Here is a 24629-nt window from a genome sequence, read left to right on the forward strand (position 1 = left end):
TCTGTCACCCCATGCGTATCGATCCTCGCCCGTTGCCCGCCACTCTGCCGTTTCTCGGTGAACTGCCACCGCTACTGACCCGCCTGTACGCGGCGCGGGGCGTGCAGTCCGAGGCGGAGCTGGACAAGAGCCTGGCGCGGTTGATTCCGTTCCAGCAGCTCAAAGGGATCGATGCGGCGGTGGACCTGCTGGTGACGGCGCTGGAGCAGCGTCAGCGGATCCTGATCGTCGGCGACTTTGACGCCGACGGCGCGACGGCCAGCACCGTGGGCGTGCTCGGTTTGCGCCTGCTGGGCGCGGCGCACGTCGATTATCTGGTGCCGAACCGCTTTGAATACGGCTACGGCCTGACCCCGGAAATCGTCGAAGTCGCGATGACCCGCGAGCCGCAACTGTTGATCACCGTCGACAACGGTATTTCCAGCGTTGAAGGTGTAGCGGCCGCGAAGCGCCATGGCCTGAAGGTTTTGATTACTGACCACCACTTGCCCGGCGATGAGCTGCCGCATGCAGATGCGCTGGTCAATCCGAACCAGCCCGGCTGCGAGTTTCCGAGTAAGGCGCTGGCCGGGGTCGGGGTGATTTTCTATGTGTTGATGGCCTTGCGCGCACGCCTGCGCAGCCTCGGCTGGTACGAGAGCAAACCACAGCCGAACATCGGCGAACTGCTGGATCTGGTGGCGCTGGGCAGCGTCGCCGACGTGGTGCCGCTGGATGCCAACAACCGGATTCTGGTGCACCAGGGCCTGGAACGAATTCGCGCCGGACGTGCGCGGCCGGGGATCAAGGCGATCCTGGAAGTGGCCAAGCGTGAGGCTTCGCGCATTACGTCTACCGACCTCGGTTTTATCGTCGGCCCGCGTCTGAACGCGGCGGGGCGTCTGGATGACATGAGCCTGGGCATTGAATGCCTGCTGACCCACGACCCTGCGCTGGCCCGGGAAATGGCCGCACAACTGGACGGCATGAATCAGGACCGCAAATCCATTGAGCAAGGCATGCAGCGTGAAGCGCTGGCCCAGCTCAAGGACTTGCCGGTTGAGTCGATGCCGTTCGGTCTTTGCCTGTTCGATCCGGAATGGCACCAGGGCGTCATCGGTATCCTGGCTTCGCGGATGAAGGAGCGGTATTTCCGCCCGACCATCGCCTTCGCCGATGCCGGTGACGGCCTGCTCAAGGGCTCGGGGCGTTCGGTGCAGGGTTTCCATATTCGTGACGCGCTGAGCGTGGTCGCGGCACAACATCCGGATCTGATCAGTAAGTACGGTGGCCACGCGATGGCGGCCGGTCTGACCTTGCCGCAGGAGAATTTTCCGTTGTTCGCCGAGGCCTTTGACGCCGAAGTGCGTAGGCAACTTCGCGAGGAAGATCTGACAGGGCGTCTGCTATCGGACGGCACGCTGGCGGTCGAGGAATTTCATCTGGAACTGGCTCGCGCCCTGCGCCACGCCGGGCCGTGGGGCCAGCATTTCCCGGAGCCGCTGTTTCACGGGGTGTTCCAGTTGGTCGAGCAGCGAGTGGTCGGCGAGCGGCACCTGAAAGTGGTACTGAAGACCGAATGCGGTTCGGTGAAGCTCGATGGCATCGCCTTCGGCATCGATCGCGATATCTGGCCGAACCCGACGATCAAATGGGTCGAACTGGCCTACAAGCTCGATCTCAACGAGTTTCGCGGCAATGAGACCGTGCAGTTGATGATCGCCCACATCGAACCGCGCTAAAGGACTTTGCGCCCCTTAACTGAAGGGGCGCAGGAAGCTTCAATTGTGCTGTTTCATTTCTGAACCCTCCCTCATCCCCGGATGTCGACTAGGCTCTAAGCACTGCTTGATTGGCCTTGTGACGTCTTGTCGAATTTTTTGCCCGCGGGGGCGGGTGCTGCACCTTTTTCCTGTCACTCGTCGACTTTTCAAACAGAACCCTGGAGCCTGCCCACTGATTTGAGAGGTGCCCCATGAGTCTGCTGCTTGAACCCTTTACCCTTCGCCAACTGACCCTGTCCAACCGCATCGCCGTGTCGCCCATGTGCCAGTACTCCAGCGTCGATGGCCTGGCCAACGACTGGCATCTGGTGCACCTCGGCAGCCGTGCCGTGGGGGGCGCTGGCCTGGTATTCACCGAAGCCACGGCGATCACGGCCGACGGGCGGATTACCGCCGAAGACCTGGGCCTGTGGAACGACGAACAGATCGCACCGCTGCAACGCATCACCCGTTTCATCAATGCGCAGGGCGCAGTGGCCGGCATTCAACTGGCCCACGCCGGGCGCAAGGCCAGCACCCACCGGCCGTGGATCGGCAAGCACGGCAGCGTCAAACCGGAGGACGGTGGCTGGACGCCGGTCGGGCCTTCGCCGATTGCCTTTGACCCGCAACACACCCAGCCGAAACAACTGGATGAAGGGCAGATCGCCCAGGTCATTCAGGACTTCGTGGCCGCAGCCAAACGTGCGCTGACCGCCGGTTTCAGTGTGGTCGAGGTGCATGCGGCGCACGGTTATCTGCTGCACCAGTTTCTGTCGCCGCTCAGCAACCAGCGCCGCGACCAGTACGGCGGTTCGTTCGAAAATCGCATTCGTCTGGTGCTGCAAGTGACCGAGGCGGTACGCGCGGTGTGGCCGGAAGAACTGCCGGTGTTTGTGCGCCTGTCGGCCACCGACTGGGTGGAGGACGGCTGGAATCCGGATGAAACCGTGGAGCTGGCGCGACGCCTGAAAGCCTTGGGGGCTGATCTGATCGATGTGTCATCGGGTGGCACGGCGGTCAATGCCGAAATCCCCGTGGGGCCGGGTTATCAGACGCGCTTCGCCGAACGTGTACGCAAGGAGTCAGGCATCGCCACCGGCACCGTGGGAATGATTACCGAGCCGGCCCAAGCCGAGCACATCCTGCGAACCTGTCAGGCCGACATCATCTTCCTCGCCCGTGAGTTGCTGCGTGATCCTTACTGGCCGCTGCATGCCGACGATGACCTGGGCGGACGCAAAGCGGTGTGGCCGGCGCAGTATCAACGTGCGACTCATCGGGATCAGCCGATTCACGAGTCTGATCTGCGGGATTGATTCCGACTGGTCGCAAAGCCTATAAAACCCGCCATTGAACCGGCGGGTTTTTTCTTGCCTGTCGTTTGGAATCGCGAAGGAATGGATCGCAATGTTGATCGAACGAGAGCTGACTGAATCGGACTTGCCGCTGCTTGCGTTGATCGACCGCAGTGAACTGGTCGAAGAGTGCTATCGCGTGGAAAACGGTGAGCTGATTCTGTATCCGGCGCGTTTCGACATGCGCGGCTGGCCCGAAGGGGAGGCGGCGGAAAATGCGCGGGTATTGGAAAAGTGCTGGCGCAGCGGCGGGTGGCTACACGGGATTTTCGATGGAGAGACACTGGTGGCGGCGGTGGTTGTGGATAACCGGGTTATTCACAATCAGGGTCTGAACATGCGGCAGTTGAAGTTTCTGCACATCAGCCGTGCCTGGCGTGGGCAGGGGCTTGGCGGGCGATTGTTTGCCCTGGCCTGCGAGCATGGTCGGGAGGTCGGTGCAGCGGCGTTGTACGTGTCGGCGACCGAGTCGCGCAATACCGTGGAGTTCTACCAGCGCCAGGGCTGCCGGTTGCTGGCACAACCGGATCCCGAGTTGTTTGCACTCGAACCTCACGATATCCACTTTTACTGTCGCCTGGACTGACGCCATCGCGAGCAAGCTCGCTCCCACAGGTTTCGGTTGTACACAAACGCTGTGATCAATCGATATCCATGTGGGAGCTGGCTTGCCAGCGATGAGGCCCGATCTGACGCCAGAGAATCATTAAGGATACTTGCGCTTGTCCGGCGCCGGCGGGAAGTACTGGTACAACCAGGTTTCGCTCAGCGTGCGATCGTTGGTGCGGATGAACAGTCGCAGCTCAACCGGCTCCACGCTGTCGTTGGTCGGGTACCAGTCGAACAGGATCCGGTAACCCTTGATGTCATCCAGCACCAGCACGCTGAAGTCCTGCACCTTACCGTTGGAGCAAGTCACCACCGGTTCGATCCCGGTGCCCTGCGGCAGGCGATCCAGGCCGCCACCGGTGAAGTCCACAGCAAAGCGACGGGCCCAGACCGGCGGGTAATGCTCACCCGGTGCCCAACCCTCGACAAATCCACCCATGCCCGAACGGGTCGCATGCACCCGCGCCAGCGGCGTGCCGACCGGCGGCAGGGCGCTCCAGTAGAGCTTGTAGCCATAGTTCAGCGAGTCGCCGGCCGCTACCGGTTTCTTCGGCGTCCAGAACGCAACGATGTTGTCGAGGGTTTCGCCGGTTGTAGGAATTTCCAGCAGATCGATGGAGCCTTCGCCCCATGCGGTTGTAGGTTCTACCCACAGGCTCGGACGCTTGCTGTACCAGTCGACGGTGTCCTGATAGTTGGCGAACTCATGGTCGGTCTGCACCAGACCGAAACCTTTCGGATCGGTGTCGGCGAAGGCGTTGAATTGCAGGGTCGCCGGGTTGTTCAGCGGTCGGCAGATCCACTCGCCGTTGCCGCGCCACATGGCCAGACGATCCGAGTCATGAATCTGCGGGTGAATGGTGTCGCACATCCGGCGCTCGTGGGTGCCGCAGCTGAACATGCTGGTCATCGGGGCGATGCCCAGTTGCTCGATGGCGGTACGGGCATTGATGTGGGCGTCGACTTCCATCACCACGCGCTCGGCCTGGCAGTCGATGTCGAAGCGATAGGCACCGGTCGCGCTCGGCGAGTCGAGCAGGGCGTAGACCACAAAGCGGGTCGCGTTCTGATCCGGGGTTTCGAACCAGAATTTGGTGAAGTCAGGGAATTCTTCGCGTTTCTTGGCGTAGGTGTCGACGGCCAGGCCACGGGCGGAGAGGCCATATTGGCCAGTGGCATCCACCGCGCGGAAGTAGCTGGCGCCGAGGAACGACACCACGTCATGCCGATCCAGCTCCGGTGCCTTGAACAGTTTGAAGCCGGCAAAACCCAGGTCGCCCTTGAGCTGCTGGGTGTCGACCGAAGTGTTTTCGTAGTTGAACAGTTGAGGGCGGAAATGCACCTCGCGGGCCGTGCGAGTCTTCGGATCGACGCTATACATGCGCACCGGCTGGCGGAAACCCATGCCGACGTGGAAGAACTGCACATCGAGCTGACCCTTGTTCTCCTTCCACAGCGAATGCTCGCCGTCGTAGCGGATCGCGTTGAAGTTTTGCGGGGTCATGGTCGCCAGTGTAGGCGGCAGCACCTGTTTGGTGTCCTGATACGCGCTGCCGGCCAGTTGCTTGGCCTGGCGCTTCAGCGTTTCGAAGTCGAAGGCCAAGGCCTCACCGTCGGCGGCACCGCCAGAGGCGGCCCAGGCGCGTGCGGCGAGCAGGCCGGAGGCGGAAAGGCCGGTGTAAGCCGCAATGGCCATGGACGCTTTGAGCAAATTCCTGCGGTGCATAAATACAACCTGTCGTGGACAATCCCGCGCCGTTCCTGGCACGTACTGGATCAGAAATTACGGTTCGGACAAGCCTTCGGCCAAACGCTACGGACTAGTAACAGATGCCCGCTAGCTTAATCGGTTCGCCGATTTTGCAAAATTCATTGATAGCACGGCGACAGCGTCTCAATGAAACAAGACGTTACGGTTATTTATCTCACAGACTTTTCTGATTTATAGGGCATATCTGCTTTTTTCGACTAATTACTCTAAAAACAGCTTTTCAGCGCCGATTTAATTTCTATTCTATGGGCATCGCCGGTCACGACCCATCCGACCGGCAGGGCTCAAATCGCTGCTTAAAGGAGCAGGGCGATGCGGTTTTCGAAAATTTCTGACGTACTAGAAAAGGACATCGTCCATGACAAAAGGACAAGGCATCACCGAAATGTTGGGCATCTTTCCCTGCCTCACCAACGTCCGGCGAAGACGCCGGCTCAGTCCTGACGAACTGAAACTGGTGGAGCGTTACCGGGAGTTGTCGGAGAGCGACCGGATTGCGATGCGGTATCTGGTGGATGCGATGAGGAGTGTTTCGCGGTTTTGAAGTGAAAAACCAAAGGGGTGGACTGTGAAGTTCGCCCCTTTTTCATTCTTGAGACTTACCGGGGATACTGCGGTTGCATCCACCCCTTCGACAAGTTGGGTGGCGAACCGAGTGGCGTTCGAAGTCGGGTTACTTCCCGTCAACACGGCAAACCCGGAAGGCCCGCGCCACGCGGCCCGCCATAACGCAGAACTGAGGTTCGGAATAACCACAGTTCAATGAAGGGCAAACACCGTGTTGACAGATTTCCGGCTTCGACCTCAGCTAATAATTGGGCTGCAACGGGACAAAGCCTATCGGTCAGGCGCTAGCGGCGCCAAGTCTACTCTGCTGACGCCATTTGTAGGAAAGGGGACTGAATGCTGAGGGTTCGGTCTGTAGGAAGCGAGTAACTGACGCTGAAAGAAATCAGCCCCGAAATTGTGATAAATCCGGGGCTGTTTTTCTTAGCGACTAACTTTCCAGGCATCCCCAGCCGGCGCCTTCCCATGGTCATACGGCTTGCCAATCCACATATAAATCAACCCCAGCCCAATCACGATCGCCGTGCTCAGCACCATCGCGTAGTTGATGTACCACGCCGCATCCGGCGTGCGCGGCCAGGCCATGTTGATGATTGCGCCGACGCCGTACACCAGCGCGCCGATGTTCACCGGCCAGCCCCAGGCGCCGAGGGTGAATTTGCCGCTCGGTTTCCAGCCTTTGCTGCGGGCGTACAGGGCGGCGAGGACGATCATCTGGAACGCGAGGTAGATGCCGATGGCGGCGAAGCTGACGATGGTCGCCACGGCGTCTTGCAGGAAGAAGCCGAGGGCGATGATCAGGCCGGGCAGGACGCCGGACACGAACAGTGCGGCAACCGGCACCTGGGTCGTAGGAGAAATCTTTTTCAGCAGTCGGCTGCCGATGACCATTTCATCGCGAGCGTAGGAATACAGCAGACGACTCGCCGCCGCTTGCAGGCTGATGACGCAGGAGATGAAGGAAATCATTACCACACCCATCACCACTTTCGAGCCGACCGGGCCGAAGGCGTTGTTGAGGATGGTGGTGACCGGGTCCTTGTCGGTGCCGTTGATCACCGCCTGCATGTCCGGCACGGCGAGGATCAGCGCCAGGCAAGCGAACATCGCCGCGATGCCGCCGATGTAGATGGTCATGCGCATGGCCACCGGGATTTTTGCGCTCGGGTTCGGGGTCTCTTCGGCCACGTCGCCGCAGGCCTCGAAGCCGTAGTAGAGAAACATCCCCGCCAATGAAGCGGTGAGGAAGGCCGGTAGGTAGGAGCCGTCGACGCTGATATCGAAGGTGTTGAACAGCACGCTGATCGGTTGGTGACGCTCGAAAATCAGCAGGTACACGCCGACGATCACCGCGCCCACCAGTTCGCAGAGGAAGCCGAACATGGCGATCCGCGCCAGCACTTTGGTGCCGCTGAGATTCACTAGGGTGGCGAACAGGGTCAGCACCAAGGCGATCACGATGTTGGTGTTGTTGCTTGGCTCAAAACCCAGCATGGCGGCGAGGTACGGGCCGGCACCGACTGCCACGGCGGCGATGGTCACGCACAGGGCGATGGAGTAGATCCAGCCGACCATCCATGCCCATTTCTTACCCACCAAGCGACGCGCCCAAGGATAGACACCGCCGGAAATCGGGAACTGCGACACCACTTCGCCGAAGACCAGGCACACCAGCAATTGACCGCAACCGACCAGCGAATAGGCCCAGAACATCGGCGGCCCGCCAGCGGCCAGACACAGGCCGAACAGGGTATAAACCCCTACGACCGGCGACAGATAAGTGAAGCCCAACGCGAAGTTTTCCCACAGGCTCATGCTGCGGTTGAAGTTGGAGGTGTAGCCCAGTTGGCGCAGTTGTTCGGCATCGCTGTCGGCAACGGCGGCTGAGAGATCGGGTGATGCACTCATGTGTGTTTGCTCCGTGAAATCGGCAGATTTCGGATGGCCGAAGCCGTGGCGGGGCTTGGTAAGCGCCGCCCGGATCGGTAGTTATTGTTTTGAATGCCTGGTGATGCGTAATGCCGGTTTTCTTCCTGAAACCGGAGTGACGCCATCGCTGGCAAGCCAGCTCCCACAAGAGCTGCACTGAACCCTGTGGGAGCTGGCTTGCCAGCGATGCTTTTAGTGCTTGAACATCACATGCCGAACCGTGGTGTAGTCCTCCAGCCCGTACATGGACATGTCCTTGCCGTAGCCGGACAGTTTCTGACCGCCGTGCGGCATTTCGCTGACGAGCATGAAGTGCGTATTCACCCAGGTGCAGCCGTATTGCAACCGCGCGGACAGGCGATGGGCGCGTCCTACATCCGCGGTCCACACCGAGGACGCCAGGCCGTAGTCCGAATCGTTGGCCCATTCCAGTGCCTGGGCTTCATCGGTGAATTTGGTCACCGACACCACCGGCCCGAACACTTCACGGCGGACGATTTCGTCGTCCTGCTGCGCATCGGCCAGCACCGTCGGTTCGAAGAAGAAGCCGTTGCCTTCGACAGCCTTGCCGCCAGTGATCAAACGAATGTGCGGTTGCGCCACGGCGCGTTCGACAAACCCGGCCACGCGGTCGCGATGCTGGGCGGTGATCAACGGCCCGAGTTCGGTGGACGGATCATCCTGCAAGCCGTACTTGATGCTGCTGACCGCCGCGCCGAGCTTCTCGACGAACTTGTCGTAGATGCCTTGCTGGGCATAGATCCGGCACGCGGCGGTGCAATCCTGGCCGGCGTTGTAGAAGCCGAAAGTGCGAATGCCTTCGACCGCCGCATCGATGTCGGCGTCGTCGAAGATGATCACCGGAGCTTTGCCGCCCAGTTCCATGTGCATGCGTTTGACGCTGTCGGCGGTGCTGGAAATGATGTTCGAACCAGTGGCGATGGAGCCGGTCAGCGAGACCATGCGCACTTTCGGATGGGTCACCAGCGGGCTGCCTACGCTCGGCCCACGCCCGAACACCAGATTGAGTACACCGGCCGGGAAAATATCCGACGCCAGTTCGGCCAGACGCAACGCAGTCAGCGGGGTTTGTTCCGACGGCTTGAGCACCACGGTATTACCGGCGGCGAGAGCCGGGGCGATTTTCCAGGCGACCATCATCAGCGGGTAGTTCCACGGCGCGATGGAGGCGATCACACCCACAGGGTCGCGGCGGATCATCGAAGTGTGGCCGGGCAGGTATTCGCCGCCGGCCGAACCGCTCATGCAACGGCTGGCGCCGGCGAAGAAACGGAACACGTCGGCAATCGCCGGAATCTCGTCGTTCAGCGCGGCGCTGTAGGGTTTGCCGCAGTTGTCCGATTCCAGTTTCGCCAGCTCTTCGCCGTGGGCTTCGATGGCGTCGGCGAGTTTGAGCAGCAACAGCGAACGGTCCTTCGGCGTGGTCTGCGACCAGTCGGCGAAGGCACTGTCGGCGGCGCGCACGGCGGCATCGACCTGGGCCTCGGTGGCCTCGTTGATTTCCACCAGCACTTCGCCACGCGCCGGGTTGAGCACCGGTTGCGCCGGGCCTTCGCCGTTGACCAGTTGGCCGTTGATCAAGAGTTTGGTTTGCATGTTGTTGTCCTCTTTCTACTGCAAATTCAGGGTGGGAAAGGTCAGGGAAATCATTTGCCGCCGCTGCCGGCCACGCTCTCGCCACCCCGGGTCAGGTAGTAGGCGCCAAGGATCGGCAGCATGGTCACCAGCATCACCAGCATCGCCACGACGTTGGTTACCGGCACGTCCCGTGGGCGGCTCAACTGGTTGAGCAACCACAGCGGCAAGGTGCGCTCATGGCCGGCGGTGAAGGTGGTGACGATGATTTCGTCGAACGACAGCGCAAACGCGAGCATGCCGCCGGCGAGCAGCGCCGAGCCGAGGTTCGGCAGGATGATGTAGCGGAAGGTTTGCCAACCGTCGGCGCCGAGATCCATCGACGCCTCGATCAGGCTGTGCGAGGTACGGCGTAGACGAGCGATGACGTTGTTGTAGACGATCACCACGCAGAAGGTCGCGTGGCCGACGATGATGGTGAACATCCCAGGCTCGATGCCCAACGTCTTGAAGGTCGCCAGCAGCGCGATCCCGGTGATGATCCCCGGCAGTGCGATGGGCAGGATCAGCATCAGCGAAATGCCCTGTTTGCCGAAGAAGTCCCGGCGGTACAACGCCGCCGAAGCGAGGGTGCCGAGCACCATCGCGATCAGCGTGGCGATGGCCGCGATCTGTAAAGACAGCTTGATCGCTTCCAGCACATCCGGCCGCGAAAACGCCACGCTGAACCAGTGCAGCGTGAAGCCTTTCGGTGGAAAGCTGAACGCCGCGTCTTCGGTGTTGAAGGCGTAGAGGAAGATGATCAGGATCGGGAAGTGCAGGAACACCAGCCCGCCCCAGGCTGCAATGCGCAAACCTAATGACGCGCGCTCAGAGTGCATCGAAGGCCCCCAGTCGTTTGACGATGGACAGGTAGATGGCGATCAGCACGATGGGCACCAGCGTGAATGCCGCAGCCATCGGTATGTTGCCGATCGCGCCTTGCTGCGCGTACACCATGCTGCCGACGAAGTAGCCCGGCGGCCCCACCAGTTGCGGCACGATGAAGTCGCCCAACGTCAGCGAGAACGTGAAGATCGAACCGGCCGCAATCCCCGGCACCGACAGCGGCAGAATCACCTGCATGAAGGTCTGGCGCGGCTTGGCCCCGAGGTCGGCGGAGGCTTGCAGCAACGACGGCGGCAGGCGCTCCAGCGAGGCCTGGATCGGCAGGATCATGAACGGCAGCCAGATGTAGACGAACACCATGAACCGCCCCAGGTGCGAGGTCGACAAGGTGCTGCCGCCGACCCCGGGAATTCCCAGAATGAACTGCAGAACCGGTTCCAGCCCCAAGTGCTGAACGAACCACTGCGCCACGCCGCCCTTGGCCAGCAGCAGCGTCCAGGCGTAGGCCTTGACGATGTAACTGGCCCACATCGGCATCATCACCGCGATGTAGAAAAACGCCTTGGTCTTGCCGGTGGTGTAGCGCGCCATGTAGTAGGCAATCGGGAACGCGACGATGGCGCTGGCGATCGATACCACGACGGCCATGCTCAGGGTGCGCAGAATGATGTCGAAGTTCGACGGCTGAAACAGCGCGGCGAAATTGGCCAGGGTCAGGTCCGGGGTGACCGCCATGGTGAAGTCGTCGAAGGTGTAGAAACCTTGCCACAACAGCACCAGCAGCGAGCCCAGGTAGATCGCGCCGAACCACAGCAGCGGCGGTATCAGCAACATCGACAGATACAGGTTCGGCTTGCGATAGAGCAGGTTGGAAAACCTGCGCAACGGCGCCGATTGAGGGAGGGCGAGGGCGGTCATGTCACACCCCGCTCGCAACGGTGTCGTGCAACGGAATCATCGCTTCCCGCGCCCAGCGTGCGCTGATTCGCTGGCCGGTCTGGTGCTGCGCGCTGCTGTCGATCCATTGATTGTTGGCCTGGCTGATGCTCAGGGTCTGGCCGTTTTCCAGGGTCAGTTCATAGCGCGTGGCGCTGCCCTGATATTGAATGTCGTGAAGCAGGCCGCTGACTTCGATCTCGTGACTGGCCAGCGGGCCTTCGGCGAACCGCACGTGTTCCGGGCGGATCGAAAACGGCTGCGGATGACCACTGAGCTGGCGCGCCAGATCGCCACGAATCACGTTCGAGGTGCCGACGAATTCGGCGACGAAAGTCGTGGTGGGTTTCATGTACAGATTGCGCGGCGTATCGACCTGCTCGATGCGACCCTTGTTGAACACGGCCACGCGGTCGGACATCGACAGCGCTTCGGTCTGGTCGTGGGTGACGAAGATGAAAGTGATGCCGAGCTGGCGTTGCAGCTTCTTCAGTTCGCTCTGCATCTGTTCCCGCAGCTTCAGGTCGAGGGCGCCCAGAGGTTCGTCGAGCAACAGCACTCGCGGGCGATTGACCAGGGCGCGGGCGAGGGCGACACGCTGGCGCTGACCGCCGGACAACTGCACCGGTTTGCGGACGCCGTAGCCGCCGAGGGCGACCATGTCCAACGCTTCTTCGGCGCGTTTGTGGCGCTCGTTCTTGTTCACGCCTTTGACTTTCAAACCGTAGGCGACGTTGTCCAGCACGTTCATGTGCGGGAACAGCGCGTAATCCTGAAACACCGTGTTGACGTCGCGTTGATAGGGCGGCAGTCCGGCGGCTTCGGCGCCGTGAATGCGGATCGAGCCGGCGCTCGGTTGTTCGAACCCGGCGATCAGGCGCAGGCACGTGGTCTTGCCCGAACCGGAGGGGCCGAGCATGGAAAAGAACTCGCCGTCCTGGATATCGATGGAAACCCGGTCAACGGCCTTCACCTCGCCGAACTGCCGGGAAACGTTGGTGAACTGGACTGCAAGCGTCATGGTGCGGTGCTCCGAAAAGGCGAGGGCCGTCGCAGCGGCCCTGCCTGGACTTCTGAAAAAACTGGATCGTTTGGCGGTGTATGCGATGGTTTTTGGCTAACTCATCTGGTCGATACGCCGCGATCTGCTTTTAGCTCCCTCTCCCTCCGGGAGAGGGCGGGGGGGTGAGGGCAGCTATTTCAGCCATTGCTCCAATTTCAAAAGCAAAGTCAAAAGCCACCCCCTCATCGGCACGCCGCCCGCCCAGCCCTCTCCCCCAGGGGGGCGAGGGGGAAAGGGAGCAGACCGCGTTGTTCCAAGTTTTATCTACCGCCCATAATCGCAATGTAGTCCTGCGTCCACCGGCTATACGGCACAAACTTCCCACCCTCAGCCTGCGGGGTTTTCCAGAACGCGATCTTGTCGAACTGATCGAACCCGTTGGTCTTGCAGCCTTCAGCGCCAAGCAACTCACTGCCCTGACACGCCGCCGGAACCGCCGGCAACGAACCGAACCACGCCGCCACATCACCCTGGACTTTCGGCTGCAGTGACCAATCCATCCACTTGTAGGCGCAGTTCGGGTGCTTGGCCTCGGCGTGCAGCATCGTGGTGTCGGCCCAGCCGGTGGCGCCTTCTTTCGGCACGGTCGACGCGATCGGCTGTTTCTCGTTGATCAGGCCGTTGACCTGATACGGCCAGGCGCTGGACGCGACCACGCCTTCGTTCTTGAAGTCGCTCATCTGCACCGTGGTGTCGTGCCAGTAGCGGTGGATCAGCTTCTGCTGGGCACGCAACAATTCCAGCACAGCCTTGTACTGATCTTCGGTGAGCTGGTAAGGATCCTTGATCCCCAGCTCAGGCTTGGTGGATTTCAGGTAGAGCGCCGCGTCGGCGATGTAGATCGGGCCGTCGTAGGCTTGCACACGGCCCTTGTTCGACTTGCCGTCAGGCAGATTCTGTTCGGCGAACACCACGTTCCAGCTGGTCGGCGCGTTCTTGAACACGTTGGTGTTGTACATCAGCACGTTCGGGCCCCACTGGTACGGGGTGCCGTAGGTTTCCTTGTTGACCACATACCACGGCGCGTCTTTCAGGCGAGGGTCGAGGGACTTCCAGTTCGGGATCAACGCGGTGTTGATCGGCTGCACACGCTTGCCGACGATCAACCGCAACGACGCATCGCCCGACGCCGTCACCAGGTCGTAACCGCCCTTGGCCATCAGGCTGACCATTTCGTCAGAGGTGGCGGCGGTTTTCACATTGACCTTGCAGCCGGTTTCCTTCTCGAAACCGGTCACCCAGTCGTAGGCCTTGTCGCTTTCACCGCGTTCGATGTAGCCCGGCCAAGCGATGATATCCAGCTGGCCTTCGCCGGCGCCGACGGCTTTCAGCGGCTCGGCGGCCTGCAGGCTGGCGCTGGCCAGCAGGGCCATGGTGATTGCACTGAGCAGTGCGGTCTTGTGCACGAACATGGTGAACCCTCTTCTTCAAATTATGGTCGGGGCAGTTGTGAACGCGATGAAGCATGCCGTGGTCGGCTTGTTATTAGCGTAGTCAGAGATGCTGGCCGTGGCGGGCCATGATGTGCCGCACCACGCTGTAGTCCTGTAGCGAATCGCTGGATAAGTCTTTGCCGTAACCGGAGCGTTTCAACCCGCCGTGGGGCATTTCGCTGACCAGCATGAAATGGCTGTTGATCCAGGTGCAGCCGTATTGCAGCCGTGCGGCAACCTGCATCGCCTTGTCCAGGTTCTGGGTCCAGACCGACGAGGCGAGGCCGTATTCCGAGTCGTTGGCCCAGTCCACCGCTTGCGCCAGTTCATCGAAGCGGGTCACGGTCACCACTGGGCCGAACACTTCGCGCTGGACGATTTCATCGCTCTGTTTGCAACCGGCCAGCAGCGTCGGCTGATAGAAGAACCCTGCGCCGGAATGCACCGCTGCGCCGGTCACCCGTTCGATGTGCGGCTGACCGAGGGCGCGCTCGACGAAACTGGCCACGCGGTCGCGCTGGCGGGTACTGATCAGCGGCCCGATTTCGTTGTCGGCGTCGCGTTTGCCGGCGAAGCGCAGGCTGCTCACCGCCGCACCGAGTTCGGCCACCAATTTGTCGTGAATCCCGGCCTGAGCGTAGATCCGGCAAGCCGCCGTGCAGTCCTGCCCGGCGTTGTAATAGCCATAAGTGCGCACGCCTTCGACCACGGCTTTCAGATCGGCATCGTTGCACACGATCACCGGGGCCTTGCCGCCGAGTTCGAGGTGCGTGCGTTTGAGGGTTTTGGCGGCGGCCTGAAGGATTTTCTGGCCGGTGACGATATCGCCGGTCAGCGACACCATCCGTACTTTCGGATGCCCGACCAAGTGACTACCAACGCCTTCGCCGCCACCGCAGACGATGTTGATCACCCCGCGCGGCAGGATCTCGGCCAGCGCCGGGGCCAGCGCCAGAATCGACAGCGGCGTGTGCTCGGAAGGCTTGAACACCAGCGTATTGCCGGCGGCGAGGGCCGGGGCGATCTTCCACGCGGCCATCATGATCGGGTAGTTCCACGGCGCAATCGACGCGACGACGCCAATCGGATCGCGGCGCACCATGCTGGTGTAGCCAGGTAAGTATTCGCCGCTGAGCTGGCCGGTCTGGCAGCGCACGGCGCCGGCGAAAAAGTGAAACACATCGACGGTCGCGGTCAAATCATCCTGCCGTGCCAGATGTAGCGGCTTGCCGCAGTTCAGGGCTTCGAGGCGGGCGAGGTGGTCAGCGTGTTTTTCGACGGCGTTGGCGATTTCCAGCAGGAAATTCGAGCGTTGTTGCGGGGTGGTGCGCGACCACTCGGCAAAGGCGCGGTGGGCGGCGAGGATGGCGGCTTCGACTTGCTCGGTGCTGGCTTCGGCGATCTGGGTCAGGACTTCGCCGGTGGCCGGGTTGAGGATCGGTTCGACAAAACCCTGTCCTGCGACCAGTTCGCCGTCGATCAGCAACGCGGTGTGCATGTGGGTCTGCGCGCCAGCCATTTTCCGTGATCTCTTTTCTTGTATGGCCATGTTGCTCCCTGTTCCGGGAGCCGACCGTCTTATAGATGCAGCAAGACTAGTGCGCGGCTCCGGGGTCGACAAATTCTAAATACTGAAGGTGGCATTCGATTAAATAGATGGCTTTCGTCCGCCGTGAGGCTGCTCGCGGGCCACGGTCAGGAAAGGATCGACCAGCGCGGGGCGGGCGGTGCCGCGACGCCAGGCCAGACCGACATCGAGGGTCTGGTTGAGGTCGGCGATTGGCCGGGCCTCGATGATGTCGCCTTCCAGTGACCATGGGCGATAAGTCATGTCTGGCTGGATCGAAACGCCGAGGCCCGCCGCCACCAGACTTCGTACTGCTTCGGTGGACGCGGTTCTGAGGGTGATCTTCGGTTGCAGTCCGGCGCCGCGCCATAGACGTTGGGCGTTGCGATCCATCTCGTCGACGTTCAGCTGAATCAACGGCTCCCGGGCGACATCGGCGAGGTTGATGCTGTCGTGTTCCAGCAGCGGATGCTGGGCCGGCAGCCACAAACGGTGCGGCGAGTGGGTCAGCACTTCGGTCTGCAACGCGTGGCGGTCTTCGAGGTTGGAGAGGATCAGCACACCGACATCGATCTCGCCGCTGACCAGCAGATGCTCGATGTACGGCCGTTCATCCTCCATCACCCGGATCTCGACATTGGGATAGGCGCGCTGGAAGCGGGTCAGCAAATCCGCCAGGTAATAACCGGCCACCAGACTGGTCACCCCGACAATCAACTGCCCAGCAACCTGATCGGTGCTTTGTTGCAGGCTGCGTTTGGCGTTGTCCACGGTGGCCAGAATCAGGTGCGCCTGGCGCAGGAACTGGTGGCCCTGATGGGTAAGGGTCATGCCCTTGGCGTGGCGATTGAACAGGCTGACGCCGATTTCTTCCTCCAGTTGCTGGATGGCCAGGGTCAGGGTCGATTGGGAAATGAACGCGGTTTGCGCGGCGGCGGAGATTGAGCCGGTCTCGGCCACGGCGATGAAATGGCGGATCTGACGCAAGGTCATCATGGAAGGATTACCCGGTGGGCAGTTTTTATAGATTGCCTCGAGTGTATATCTATTTTCGCGAAGGGCTGCGGTGGGCCAGGCAACATCTGGAAGCACACTCGCACCCAAGTGACGGGCACTTTCGAACTAGGCTGAGGGCCTTATTGATCCGGATAACCCCTGTTGGAGACGGAACATGAACACCCGTGGATTGCTCGATCAACTCCTCAAGTCCGGCCAGGATCTACTGCAGAACAAGGCGGGCGGAGCGCAGAACAAACCGGCCGCCGGTGGTTTGGGCGGCTTGCTGGGCGGATCTTCCAGTAATGGCGCACTCGGCGGTTTGCTGTCAGGCGCAGGCGGCGGTGCTCTGGCGGCCGGCGCCATGGGCCTGCTGCTGGGCAGCAAAAAGGCCCGCAAGGTTGGCGGTAAAGTCGCCCTCTACGGTGGCCTCGCCGCCCTCGGCGTGATCGCCTACAAAGCGTACGGCAACTGGAACGCCCAGAAAGGCACCGCCCCGCAGAGCGAACCGCAAACGGTCGATCGCCTGCCACCGGCGCAAGTCGAACAACACAGCCAGGCCATCCTCAAAGCCCTGGTCGCGGCCGCGAAGGCCGACGGCCACATCGACGACCGCGAACGCCAGTTGATCGAAGGCGAGTTCACCAAACTCGACAACGATCAGGAACTCAAACACTGGCTCCACGCCGAACTCAACAAACCCCTCGACCCCACCGACGTCGCCCGCGCGGCAAGCACGCCGGAAATGGCCGCCGAGATGTACGTAGCGAGCGTGATGCTGGTGGATGAGGAGAACTTCATGGAGAAGAGCTATCTGGATGAACTGGCGCGGCAACTGAAGCTGGAGCCGGGGTTGAAGGTGGAGTTGGAGAGGCAGGTGAGGGTGGCTTTGGTGTAAGCGGAGGTATTCAGGTTTTTATGAGACAGGGCAGGGGATGTTAAGGTTTGGCCCTTGACGCACCTTATAAGGATATTGCCCGTGTTACGTCAGTTTTTACTCGCCCTTCCGGCCATGTTTTTTCTGGCCGGTTGCGGGCCGAGTCCGGCTCATTGCCCGTCAGCAAGAGCCTGACACCGGAAAAAGTCGCGTCGATTGCGGAAACTATTAAAACCAAGTATCCGAACCTGTCCAGCGAGATGCGCGAAAAGGTACTCGACACCGTAGTTCAGTCGATTGACAATATGGTGTTTGTCGAAGGTGGCCAGTTTGATATGGGCGACTTTGGCTGGGCTTGTGAATACGACGAAACGGATGTTTGCACCTGGCCTTGCGGGCAAGAGCCGGAGCAGCTTTGTCATATCAGCAGTAATGGCGATGATGACTTTGTTCATTCGGTAAATTTGAGCTCTTACTATCTCTCTAAATATCAAACTACTGTGCGTGATTTTGATGTGTTTTTTATAGCGCAGGGCAAGGAGGTGTTTGATGTTAAATTTCGAGAGAGAGAAGATTTAAAGAGTATGTATTCTCCCAGGCTTCCTGCGCCGACCAAAACATGGCAAGAAGCAAAGGACTACTGTCTGTGGATAGGTGGTATTAGTGGTTATGCAGTAGATCTTCCAACCGAAGCGCAATGGGAATTTGCTGCCAGGAGTCGGGGTGCGCATATATTGTTTACAACTAATAGTGGAAGTCTGGATTGCGGTAAGAATTTTCCGATTGAAGGGGTGGGGGAGACGTTCTTCGTTGATAGGTTTCTTCCCAATTCGCTAGGTCTTTATAATATGTCCGGCAATGCAACCGATTGGGTAAATGATTGGTATGGTAAGGACTACTATGAAAACTCTCCAGTCGATAATCCGCAAGGTCCAGAAATCGGGAAGCAGAAAGTAAAGCGCGGCTCAAATTACCCGGAGGCGCCATTGTCGGCCGCTGCTGTTGTTAGGCGCTGGCCTGAGAATCCAAATGAGGAAGCGTATTATCCGGGCACGAGTTTTCGCTGTGCAATTCAAACAGATAAGCCGCTTTAAACAACAAAAGGCGAAGGTTTATTTTAAATGTGTCAATCAGTCATCTTTTTTATCGTCGAAGTCCTTGTGGCCGCTGACTAAGCCGACAGCCTCATCAATGATCACGCACGTCAACTGATCGACGAATTCACCAAACTCGACAATGATCAGCAACTCACACCCTGGCATCACACCAAACCCAATCACCCCTTGAGCCTGCCGACGTTGCGCATGGCGAACACGTCGGAGATTGCAGGGGAGGTGTATGTGCAGAGCGTGATGATAGGAATGGAGAGGTGGTATCTGGATGAGCTGGCTCGGCATTTGAGCTGGGGCCGGGGTTGAAGGTTGAGTTGGAGAGGCAGGGAAGGATTGGCTTTGTTGTAAGCAGAGGTATTCAGGTTTTTGTGAGATACGGCAGGGGATGTTAAGGTTTGGCCTTTGACGCACCCTATAAGGAAATTGCCCGTGCTACGTCAGTTTGTGCTTGCCCTCCCGACCCTGTTTTTTCTGGCCGGCTGCGAGGCCGAATCCGGCCCATTGCCAGTCAGCAAAAGTCTGACACCGGAAAAGGTCGCGTCGATTGCGGCAACCATCAAAACCAAGTATCCCAACCTCTCCACCGATCTGCGTGAAAAGGTCCTCAACACCGTAGTGCAGTCGATTGACAATATGGTGTTTGTCGAAGGTGGCCAGTTTGATATGGGCGACTTTGGCTGGGCTTGCGAATACGACGAAACGGATGTTTGTACTTGGCCTTGCGGACAGGATCCGGACCAGCTTTGTAATATCAGCAGTACTGGCGATGATGACTTTGTTCATCCGGTCAAATTGAGTTCCTATTATTTTTCAAAGTTTCAAGTCTCGCTGGGTGATTTCGATTTGTTCTTTATTGCAAACGGAAAACCTCTGTTTGATGCTGAAAAACGCGAACGTGAGGATTTGAAGTTTCGCTATCAACGTGATTTGCCTGCATTTACCAAAACTTGGCAAGAGTCCAAGGATTATTGTCACTGGATTGCCAGTCTTAGCGGTTATTCGGTGGATTTGCCTACCGAGGCGCAGTGGGAGTTTGCTGCCCGTAATCGCGGCCAACATATTCTTTTTCCTACTGATACAGGTAGTTTGAATTTTGGGAAAAACTATCCTGTGGAAGGAGGGGGTAGAACGTTTTCAATTGCTAAATTTCCACCCAGTCCACTGGGTATTTACAGTCTTGCAGGTAACGCGACTGACTGGGTTAATGATTGGTACGATGAGGAATACTACCGACAGTCACCAGTGGAAAATCCTCAAGGACCGGACAAAGGTACATATAAGGTTAAGCGAGGCTCCTACTATCCAGAAGGCCCAATGTCCGCCGCATCTATAGTTAGACGCTGGCCGGATAAACCAGAACAGGAAGCCTATTATCCTGGTACTGGTTTTCGCTGCGCTATTCAGTCAGAGGGACGTCTGCAATGACTGCTTTTTCAAGCGTTTTTTGCATTGGTGAAGATGACAATGTTGGTCTGGCGGTAGCGATGCTCTTAGATGTTTTAGGATGATAAGGATGTTGTCAGTTTTGTGTCGGTGGGTATTCGTCTTTGCAGTGTTTTTTATAATTTTCGGCTGCAAAGCAGAACATGATTCGCTGCCAGTCAGTAAGAGCCTCAGTTCGGAAAAGGTCGCATCGATCGCGGAAACTATAAAGACTAATTACCCGAATCTCTCCACTGAACTGCGGGGGAAAGTACTCAATATGGTAGTTCAGTCGATTGATAATATGATTTTTGTCGAGGGAGGCCAGTTTGATATGGGTGACTTTGGCTGGGCGTGTGAGTATGACGAAAGAAATGTATGTGCTTGGCCATGCGGGCAAGATTCGGATCAGCTTTGCAGTATAAGTCCTGATAGTGATGATGATTTTGTGCATTCGGTAGTGCTGAGTGGGTATTACATTTCTAAGTTTCAAGTGGTTCTGGGTGATTTTGATTTGTATTTTTTTGTAAACAAAAAGTCTCTATTCGATCAGGAGTACCGAGAGCGTGAAGATTTAAAATTTAGATATCAGCCTAATTTACCTGCGCCAACTCAAACTTGGCAGGAGGCCAGAGATTATTGCCAGTGGCTGGGGGACCTAAGTGGCTATGCGGTGGGGCTGCCGACTGAAGCTCAATGGGAATACGCTGCGCGCAGTCGTGGGAAAAAGTTTTTGTTTCCTACGGACAGTGGAAGTCTGGACTTTGGGAGGAATTTTCCAGTCGAAGACGAGGAGAATAACTTTCCAGTGGATCGCTTCGCACCTAATCCATTGGGGATATATGGTTTTTCTGGTAACTCGACTGATTGGGTTAGTGACTGGTACGGTAAAGACTATTACAAAGTCTCTCCTCTTGAAAATCCGCAAGGACCAGAATTTGGTACTCAAAAAATCAGGCGCGGCTCAACGGTCTTGGAAGCTCCATTATCTGCCGCGCCAATGGTCCGTCGCTGGGCTGTGAGCCCAATGCAAAAATATCATACGGGTGACGCAGGTTTTCGATGTGCTGTTCAGTCAGTATCATTAAATTAGTATAGAAGTTAAGGCGCTGAAAGCGCCTTTAATTAAGCCAAATTGTCAAAGTGGCTGCTCCGTCTTGCTGCTATCAACGTCTTTTCTTTACGCCAAGGCTGGCCGGGGCTCCACGCAAGCATTCCATATTCCTGCGCCCTGCTGTCGGTATTTACTGCTAACGTTCCAATGAAACGGTTAAATTGTTGCTGCTCCTTCCCATCAAGTAAGGAGTTTAGTCGATTCAGGCTTTTCATTGCATTAACCTTGCTGCCATCTTTTGAGCAGCATTCTAATACCTCAATGAAGTGTCTCCAGCTGCGTAGATGGGAAAGTAATAATACAGCAGCTTTTTCCTGGTCTTCAGCCCAGCTTTCCACAAAGCTTTCGGTTAATAAATGAAGCATCGGGCCAATGGTTTCAGGTGGTAAAATTTCAAGTGGTATTTTCTTGTTTTTTATTTTAATGGCCTGGTTGTTGATTAGATATTTTGCGAGGTTTTGGGCTTCTACCTTAGTTGCCTGTCGATCGTCCCACCAAAGTCCAATCTTCCGAAAGCCCTCATCAAATGCTTCGCCTGGCTGCGTAGCTATTCTGAACATTCCTCTTGCCATATAGTTGAAGGCATCCTTACTCACCGCCAACTGATAGTGGAAGTCTGCTTTTGATAGCGCGTTGCAAAAGACATAGATCAAATCACCAATTTTTTCTAAGTCTATCGACGTACCAAAGCCACCACCTGCACCCGGTCCGAAAACTAAGCTTGCCTTGCAATTAATTGCCAACCGGTCGGCGCGAATTTCGATACCAAAATCAAAACTCGCTCCGATTCCGAGTGCGACATTCCCCTCCGCCTTGATTTCCACCAGACTCGACCAGTCCGTACTCCCACTGTCATTCGCCTGTCCGGGCGTGATCTTGCCCACGCCTTGTTTGGTGGAATCAAGCCACTTCAATGTTCCGGTTACGGTTCCGCCACCTTGGACGCCCGCGAATGCGTTGCCCTTCAGGCCGAGGCTGCCGCCGCGTTTCTTGTCGACGGCCAGGTCGGGCGTACTCAACAGCGCGGTCACACCGGAGGCTTCTGCTTCCTTGGGTTTGTATTGGGCTTTGGCACCTGCCTGGCCTTGCGCGGTGGCGCCAAGGAAGCAAGACAATTCCACCTTGCCGTCGAGGCGGAAGATGCCGATGTCGCTGACCACTTCCTTGCCTTCGGCGTTGCGGTACGGCATGCGCACCACGTAGCCACCCTGGTCGGGAAAGTAACTCTTGAGTGCAACGGAGCCTTCAGCCAGAGAGATTGCTGCGCTGCCTTTGACGCCAAGTTCGATGTTGCCTTTGCCGGGTTCCCAACTGTTGATACCGGCACTGGCCGTGGCAGCGAAACGGAACGCGTGGGCTTCGGCCGACACCGCGTACATCGCGGAGTCCGCTTCGTTGGAGGTCCAGGAGCATTCTTTGTGCAGAGCGTTGAGCAGGTTGTCATCCTTGCTCGTCCACGATGTGAATTTGGCTTCCAGGCTGCCCAGAGGGCTGGTCTTGCGACCATCATTGACCGCCGTACGAATGTCCTTGATCAGATCCTTGGCCAGATTCTTGTCCAGTGGTTTGCCTTGCATCACCCTGGTAGGGACTTTGACACTCCAGGTGAGTTGTTCTCGGGTGCGCACCGGGATGTAGTGGCGGCGAGACGGGTCACGGAAGGAAATGTATTCGACCACCGTAATCCCGGTTTTGACCTGCTTGCCTTTCTGGGTGTCAGAGGCTTTCCCTTTGCCATGTTTGATGTCTGGTGCTGCACCGTTGGCACTGGTGGAGCTGTCGCCGGCTTCAGCTTTGCTTTGTGCGGCAATCCGGTTGCGCAGTGACTGAATCTCCGCGTTGAGCTCGGCAACTTTTTTGGCTTGCAGGCCTTCCCAGTTGGTCTCCAGATAGTTGCCTTCGAACGCGGGCTGCGGCTTGTAGCGCTGATACCAGTCACGGGCCTTTTGCACGGTCGCCAGTTGGCCTTGCAGATCCTCCTTTCGCTCGATGACAGTTTTCGGTTTTTCCACTGGGGGAGGGGAACGTTGCAGCAGGCCTGCTTCCTCGGCCTTGGCGTTCCAGTCATCTTTGACACAACGCGAGCAGGAGCAGCCAGCCTGCGGATCCTTGGTCTTGGCGCATTTGCTGGCTTCGGTCGCCTTGGCCAGATTCTGATGCAGCTCGTCCATGAGTTTTTTGACGAGGTCGCTCTGCTGCTTGAGGTCTTTCGACTCTTTTTCAGTCAGTATGTAAAAGTGTTCATCTCCGGTGATGTGTACGACATCGACCAGTTCGTCCTTGCACTCGACGGCACCTTTGACAGCCGTCGTGCTTTGGTTGTCGGCGTGTTTGGATGGTGGCAGGGCTTTGGCCGCAGGTAATTTCAGTACCCAGCCGACCTTGATGTGATTGGGATCTGTGATGATCGGGTTCAGTCCCCGAAGATCCGCCACGGAGCATTTGTTGGCGGCGGCAATGCTGCCAAGAGTGTCGCCGCTCTTAACGGTGTAGGTGTTGCTCATTGCGCATCGTCCTTGTGATTCACAGGCTTTCCAATTGCATCAGCTTGTCGCCCAGCGCGACGTCGTCACGCGCCAGTAATTCGGCGGCCGGTGAGTGATCCCAGAAACTGTCCCCACGCTGGATGGCGACTCGAAGCCATCGCTCCTGGTCGGCCATTTGCTCGTAGCCCATGTCCTGGCCGGCGAGCAATTGGCGGTGGACGAATTCGACGGCGTCCTCCGTGGGCAAGACTTCGTGATAATCGTCGGCAAAACGAGTCGCTATCACCTTCAGCCGGCCCTGCTCGATCAGCGCCTGGCGCTCTTGGCTCAAATACAGCCAGCCCGGAGCCTGAGTTTCCGTTGAAGCGCTTTGAGGCGACTTGGCGTAATACCTCCAGCCGATCTCGTTGCGCCAGGCTATGCCACTGAAGGGGCCGATGAATTGAGCTTTTTCAGCTTCGCTGAGGCTGAGTAGCAGAGGCTCCAGCCAGCGCGGTTCATAGAAACGCATCATTTGCTGAGGGTCTTCATCGGTTTGCACGGTCAGCAGACTGCGCCAGTGCTCAATGCCCTGATCCAGCAAGGCCGGATCACTCAACCAAGCGACACACCCTGCATCGGATTGCTCCAGCAGTTTGCTGGCGTAATTCGCAGCCGCCTGCTTTTCCGGATACATGACGACATAGGGGCCGGCAGGCTGGAGCTCGGCGTAAGGCGTGTTTGTAAACAATGGAATGCAACTGGGCCGGGATTGTTCTTCTCCTTGAAACAGGTGGCTCAGCAGGTCCGGATCAAAGCTTCGATCCAGAATCAGGCACATTGCCCCGGTTGCCGCAGGGTGCTCGAAAGGCGACTGGATAGAGGTAATCATGCTGACGCTCCCGTCTGGTGAACCGGGCAGCACCCGGTCGCGTCGAGATGACATGACGGTGTCGGCAACAACACGCCTGCCTTTGACTGTGCCTTGAAGGCGCCGAGGGAAGGCTTGACGACTTGGCCCGCCTTGTCAGTATCCGCCTGCTTCAGCACACCCGGCATCAACGGCGCCGCACCCGTGCCGCTCCCCGGTCCACCACCCGAGTTCACGTTGATCGCCGGCCCGCTCATGGTCACGCCGCCGCCATCGATCTTGATGAAGCTGCCACCGCCGACCAGCGTCAGTT

At 58.4% G+C, this 24629-nt stretch carries 20 protein-coding genes and 1 pseudogene; 8 read left to right on the forward strand and 13 right to left on the reverse strand.

Going from position 1 to position 24629, the window contains the following annotated elements:
* Nucleotides 1–11 precede the first annotated feature (11 nt).
* The 3 genes from recJ to C1X29_RS22150 all read left to right on the forward strand — a co-directional run bounded on the left by recJ (nt 12) and on the right by C1X29_RS22150 (nt 3686).
* Nucleotides 12–1721, forward strand: coding sequence for a single-stranded-DNA-specific exonuclease RecJ (gene recJ / locus C1X29_RS22140; RefSeq protein WP_102688609.1), 1710 nt, complete (start codon nt 12–14; stop codon nt 1719–1721).
* Nucleotides 1722–1954: 233 nt separating this feature from the next.
* Nucleotides 1955–3061 (forward strand): NADH:flavin oxidoreductase/NADH oxidase, encoded by a 1107-nt coding sequence (locus tag C1X29_RS22145; protein WP_085747028.1) that lies wholly within the window; start codon nt 1955–1957, stop codon nt 3059–3061.
* Nucleotides 3062–3152: 91 nt separating this feature from the next.
* Nucleotides 3153–3686, forward strand: a complete 534-nt coding sequence (locus C1X29_RS22150; RefSeq protein ID WP_085747029.1) for a GNAT family N-acetyltransferase — start codon at nt 3153–3155, stop codon at nt 3684–3686.
* A 120-nt stretch (nt 3687–3806) separates the two neighbouring features.
* Here the strand turns inward: C1X29_RS22150 and C1X29_RS22155 are convergent, their stop codons facing one another.
* Entirely contained in the window at nt 3807–5435 is a 1629-nt protein-coding gene (locus C1X29_RS22155) for a glucan biosynthesis protein D (protein WP_102718373.1), read from the reverse strand.
* 403 nt (nt 5436–5838) lie between these two features.
* Between C1X29_RS22155 and C1X29_RS22160 the strand changes: the two genes are divergently transcribed.
* Nucleotides 5839–6024 (forward strand): hypothetical protein, encoded by a 186-nt coding sequence (locus C1X29_RS22160; RefSeq protein WP_007954656.1) that lies wholly within the window; start codon nt 5839–5841, stop codon nt 6022–6024.
* A 446-nt stretch (nt 6025–6470) separates the two neighbouring features.
* On the opposite strand, the gene C1X29_RS22165 is transcribed toward C1X29_RS22160, so the two are convergent.
* The 8 genes from C1X29_RS22165 to C1X29_RS22200 form a co-directional block, all read right to left on the reverse strand.
* Complete coding sequence (locus C1X29_RS22165; RefSeq protein ID WP_102718374.1) at nt 6471–7955, reverse strand: APC family permease; 1485 nt, start codon at nt 7953–7955, stop codon at nt 6471–6473.
* Between the two features lie 213 nt (nt 7956–8168).
* Entirely contained in the window at nt 8169–9593 is a 1425-nt protein-coding gene (locus C1X29_RS22170; RefSeq protein ID WP_102718375.1) for a gamma-aminobutyraldehyde dehydrogenase, read from the reverse strand.
* Nucleotides 9594–9643: 50 nt separating this feature from the next.
* Nucleotides 9644–10453: an ABC transporter permease gene (locus tag C1X29_RS22175; RefSeq protein ID WP_102688605.1), complete on the reverse strand. Its 810-nt coding sequence runs from the start codon at nt 10451–10453 to the stop codon at nt 9644–9646.
* Nucleotides 10443–11378 (reverse strand): ABC transporter permease, encoded by a 936-nt coding sequence (locus tag C1X29_RS22180; protein ID WP_102718376.1) that lies wholly within the window; start codon nt 11376–11378, stop codon nt 10443–10445. The genes C1X29_RS22175 and C1X29_RS22180 overlap by 11 nt, the downstream gene beginning before the upstream one ends.
* Before the next feature lies 1 nt (nt 11379).
* Nucleotides 11380–12417: an ABC transporter ATP-binding protein gene (locus C1X29_RS22185; protein ID WP_102688603.1), complete on the reverse strand. Its 1038-nt coding sequence runs from the start codon at nt 12415–12417 to the stop codon at nt 11380–11382.
* Nucleotides 12418–12719: 302 nt separating this feature from the next.
* On the reverse strand, nt 12720–13871 hold the full coding sequence (gene ydcS / locus C1X29_RS22190) for a putative ABC transporter substrate-binding protein YdcS (RefSeq protein WP_102688602.1): 1152 nt from the start codon (nt 13869–13871) through the stop codon (nt 12720–12722).
* Nucleotides 13872–13953: 82 nt separating this feature from the next.
* Entirely contained in the window at nt 13954–15441 is a 1488-nt protein-coding gene (locus C1X29_RS22195; RefSeq protein WP_102718377.1) for a gamma-aminobutyraldehyde dehydrogenase, read from the reverse strand.
* Nucleotides 15442–15540: 99 nt separating this feature from the next.
* A complete protein-coding gene (locus C1X29_RS22200) occupies nt 15541–16455 on the reverse strand; it encodes a LysR family transcriptional regulator (RefSeq protein WP_007954670.1) in 915 nt (304 codons plus the stop codon).
* 175 nt (nt 16456–16630) lie between these two features.
* On the opposite strand from C1X29_RS22200, the gene C1X29_RS22205 reads away from it, so the two are divergent.
* Both C1X29_RS22205 and C1X29_RS22210 read left to right on the forward strand, forming a co-directional pair.
* Complete coding sequence (locus C1X29_RS22205; protein ID WP_102718378.1) at nt 16631–17353, forward strand: tellurite resistance TerB family protein; 723 nt, start codon at nt 16631–16633, stop codon at nt 17351–17353.
* 47 nt (nt 17354–17400) lie between these two features.
* A complete protein-coding gene (locus tag C1X29_RS22210) occupies nt 17401–18426 on the forward strand; it encodes an SUMF1/EgtB/PvdO family nonheme iron enzyme (protein WP_256584386.1) in 1026 nt (341 codons plus the stop codon).
* A 36-nt stretch (nt 18427–18462) separates the two neighbouring features.
* Here C1X29_RS22210 and C1X29_RS29195 read toward each other — a convergent pair whose 3' ends face one another.
* A complete protein-coding gene (locus C1X29_RS29195; protein WP_146023265.1) occupies nt 18463–18729 on the reverse strand; it encodes a hypothetical protein in 267 nt (88 codons plus the stop codon).
* 144 nt (nt 18730–18873) lie between these two features.
* On the opposite strand from C1X29_RS29195, the gene C1X29_RS22215 reads away from it, so the two are divergent.
* Both C1X29_RS22215 and C1X29_RS22220 read left to right on the forward strand, forming a co-directional pair.
* Complete coding sequence (locus C1X29_RS22215; protein ID WP_102718379.1) at nt 18874–19869, forward strand: SUMF1/EgtB/PvdO family nonheme iron enzyme; 996 nt, start codon at nt 18874–18876, stop codon at nt 19867–19869.
* A gap of 88 nt (nt 19870–19957) precedes the next feature.
* The gene (locus C1X29_RS22220) at nt 19958–20959 is read left to right on the forward strand and encodes an SUMF1/EgtB/PvdO family nonheme iron enzyme (RefSeq protein ID WP_102688597.1); all 1002 of its coding nucleotides are present in this window, start codon (nt 19958–19960) and stop codon (nt 20957–20959) included.
* A 32-nt stretch (nt 20960–20991) separates the two neighbouring features.
* Here C1X29_RS22220 and C1X29_RS22225 read toward each other — a convergent pair whose 3' ends face one another.
* From C1X29_RS22225 to C1X29_RS29725, 3 genes and pseudogenes are all read right to left on the reverse strand, one after another.
* Nucleotides 20992–23484, reverse strand: coding sequence for a LysM domain-containing protein (locus tag C1X29_RS22225; protein ID WP_102718380.1), 2493 nt, complete (start codon nt 23482–23484; stop codon nt 20992–20994).
* 19 nt (nt 23485–23503) lie between these two features.
* Nucleotides 23504–24286 (reverse strand): DUF4123 domain-containing protein, encoded by a 783-nt coding sequence (locus C1X29_RS22230; protein WP_158247905.1) that lies wholly within the window; start codon nt 24284–24286, stop codon nt 23504–23506.
* Between the two features lie 47 nt (nt 24287–24333).
* A pseudogene (locus C1X29_RS29725) lies at nt 24334–24629 on the reverse strand (type VI secretion system tip protein VgrG); the annotation flags it as partial.

It is taken from the genome of Pseudomonas sp. GW456-12-10-14-LB2, from assembly GCF_002884345.1.
Taxonomy (GTDB): Bacteria; Pseudomonadota; Gammaproteobacteria; order Pseudomonadales; family Pseudomonadaceae; genus Aquipseudomonas; species Aquipseudomonas paraglycinae.

Bases quoted from the DNA above. Each gene is read 5' to 3' on its own strand.
- recJ (WP_102688609.1), top strand. From the start codon at position 12: ATGCGTATCGATCCTCGCCCGTTGCCCGCCACTCTGCCGTTTCTCGGT.
- C1X29_RS22145 (WP_085747028.1), top strand. From the start codon at position 1,955: ATGAGTCTGCTGCTTGAACCCTTTACCCTTCGCCAACTGACCCTGTCC.
- C1X29_RS22150 (WP_085747029.1), top strand. From the start codon at position 3,153: ATGTTGATCGAACGAGAGCTGACTGAATCGGACTTGCCGCTGCTTGCG.
- C1X29_RS22155 (WP_102718373.1), bottom strand. From the start codon at position 5,435: ATGCACCGCAGGAATTTGCTCAAAGCGTCCATGGCCATTGCGGCTTAC.
- C1X29_RS22160 (WP_007954656.1), top strand. From the start codon at position 5,839: ATGACAAAAGGACAAGGCATCACCGAAATGTTGGGCATCTTTCCCTGC.
- C1X29_RS22165 (WP_102718374.1), bottom strand. From the start codon at position 7,955: ATGAGTGCATCACCCGATCTCTCAGCCGCCGTTGCCGACAGCGATGCC.
- C1X29_RS22170 (WP_102718375.1), bottom strand. From the start codon at position 9,593: ATGCAAACCAAACTCTTGATCAACGGCCAACTGGTCAACGGCGAAGGC.
- C1X29_RS22175 (WP_102688605.1), bottom strand. From the start codon at position 10,453: ATGCACTCTGAGCGCGCGTCATTAGGTTTGCGCATTGCAGCCTGGGGC.
- C1X29_RS22180 (WP_102718376.1), bottom strand. From the start codon at position 11,378: ATGACCGCCCTCGCCCTCCCTCAATCGGCGCCGTTGCGCAGGTTTTCC.
- C1X29_RS22185 (WP_102688603.1), bottom strand. From the start codon at position 12,417: ATGACGCTTGCAGTCCAGTTCACCAACGTTTCCCGGCAGTTCGGCGAG.
- ydcS (WP_102688602.1), bottom strand. From the start codon at position 13,871: ATGTTCGTGCACAAGACCGCACTGCTCAGTGCAATCACCATGGCCCTG.
- C1X29_RS22195 (WP_102718377.1), bottom strand. From the start codon at position 15,441: ATGGCCATACAAGAAAAGAGATCACGGAAAATGGCTGGCGCGCAGACC.
- C1X29_RS22200 (WP_007954670.1), bottom strand. From the start codon at position 16,455: ATGATGACCTTGCGTCAGATCCGCCATTTCATCGCCGTGGCCGAGACC.
- C1X29_RS22205 (WP_102718378.1), top strand. From the start codon at position 16,631: ATGAACACCCGTGGATTGCTCGATCAACTCCTCAAGTCCGGCCAGGAT.
- C1X29_RS29195 (WP_146023265.1), bottom strand. From the start codon at position 18,729: ATGCCGAGCCAGCTCATCCAGATACCACCTCTCCATTCCTATCATCAC.
- C1X29_RS22220 (WP_102688597.1), top strand. From the start codon at position 19,958: ATGTTGTCAGTTTTGTGTCGGTGGGTATTCGTCTTTGCAGTGTTTTTT.
- C1X29_RS22225 (WP_102718380.1), bottom strand. From the start codon at position 23,484: ATGAGCAACACCTACACCGTTAAGAGCGGCGACACTCTTGGCAGCATT.
- C1X29_RS22230 (WP_158247905.1), bottom strand. From the start codon at position 24,286: ATGTGCCTGATTCTGGATCGAAGCTTTGATCCGGACCTGCTGAGCCAC.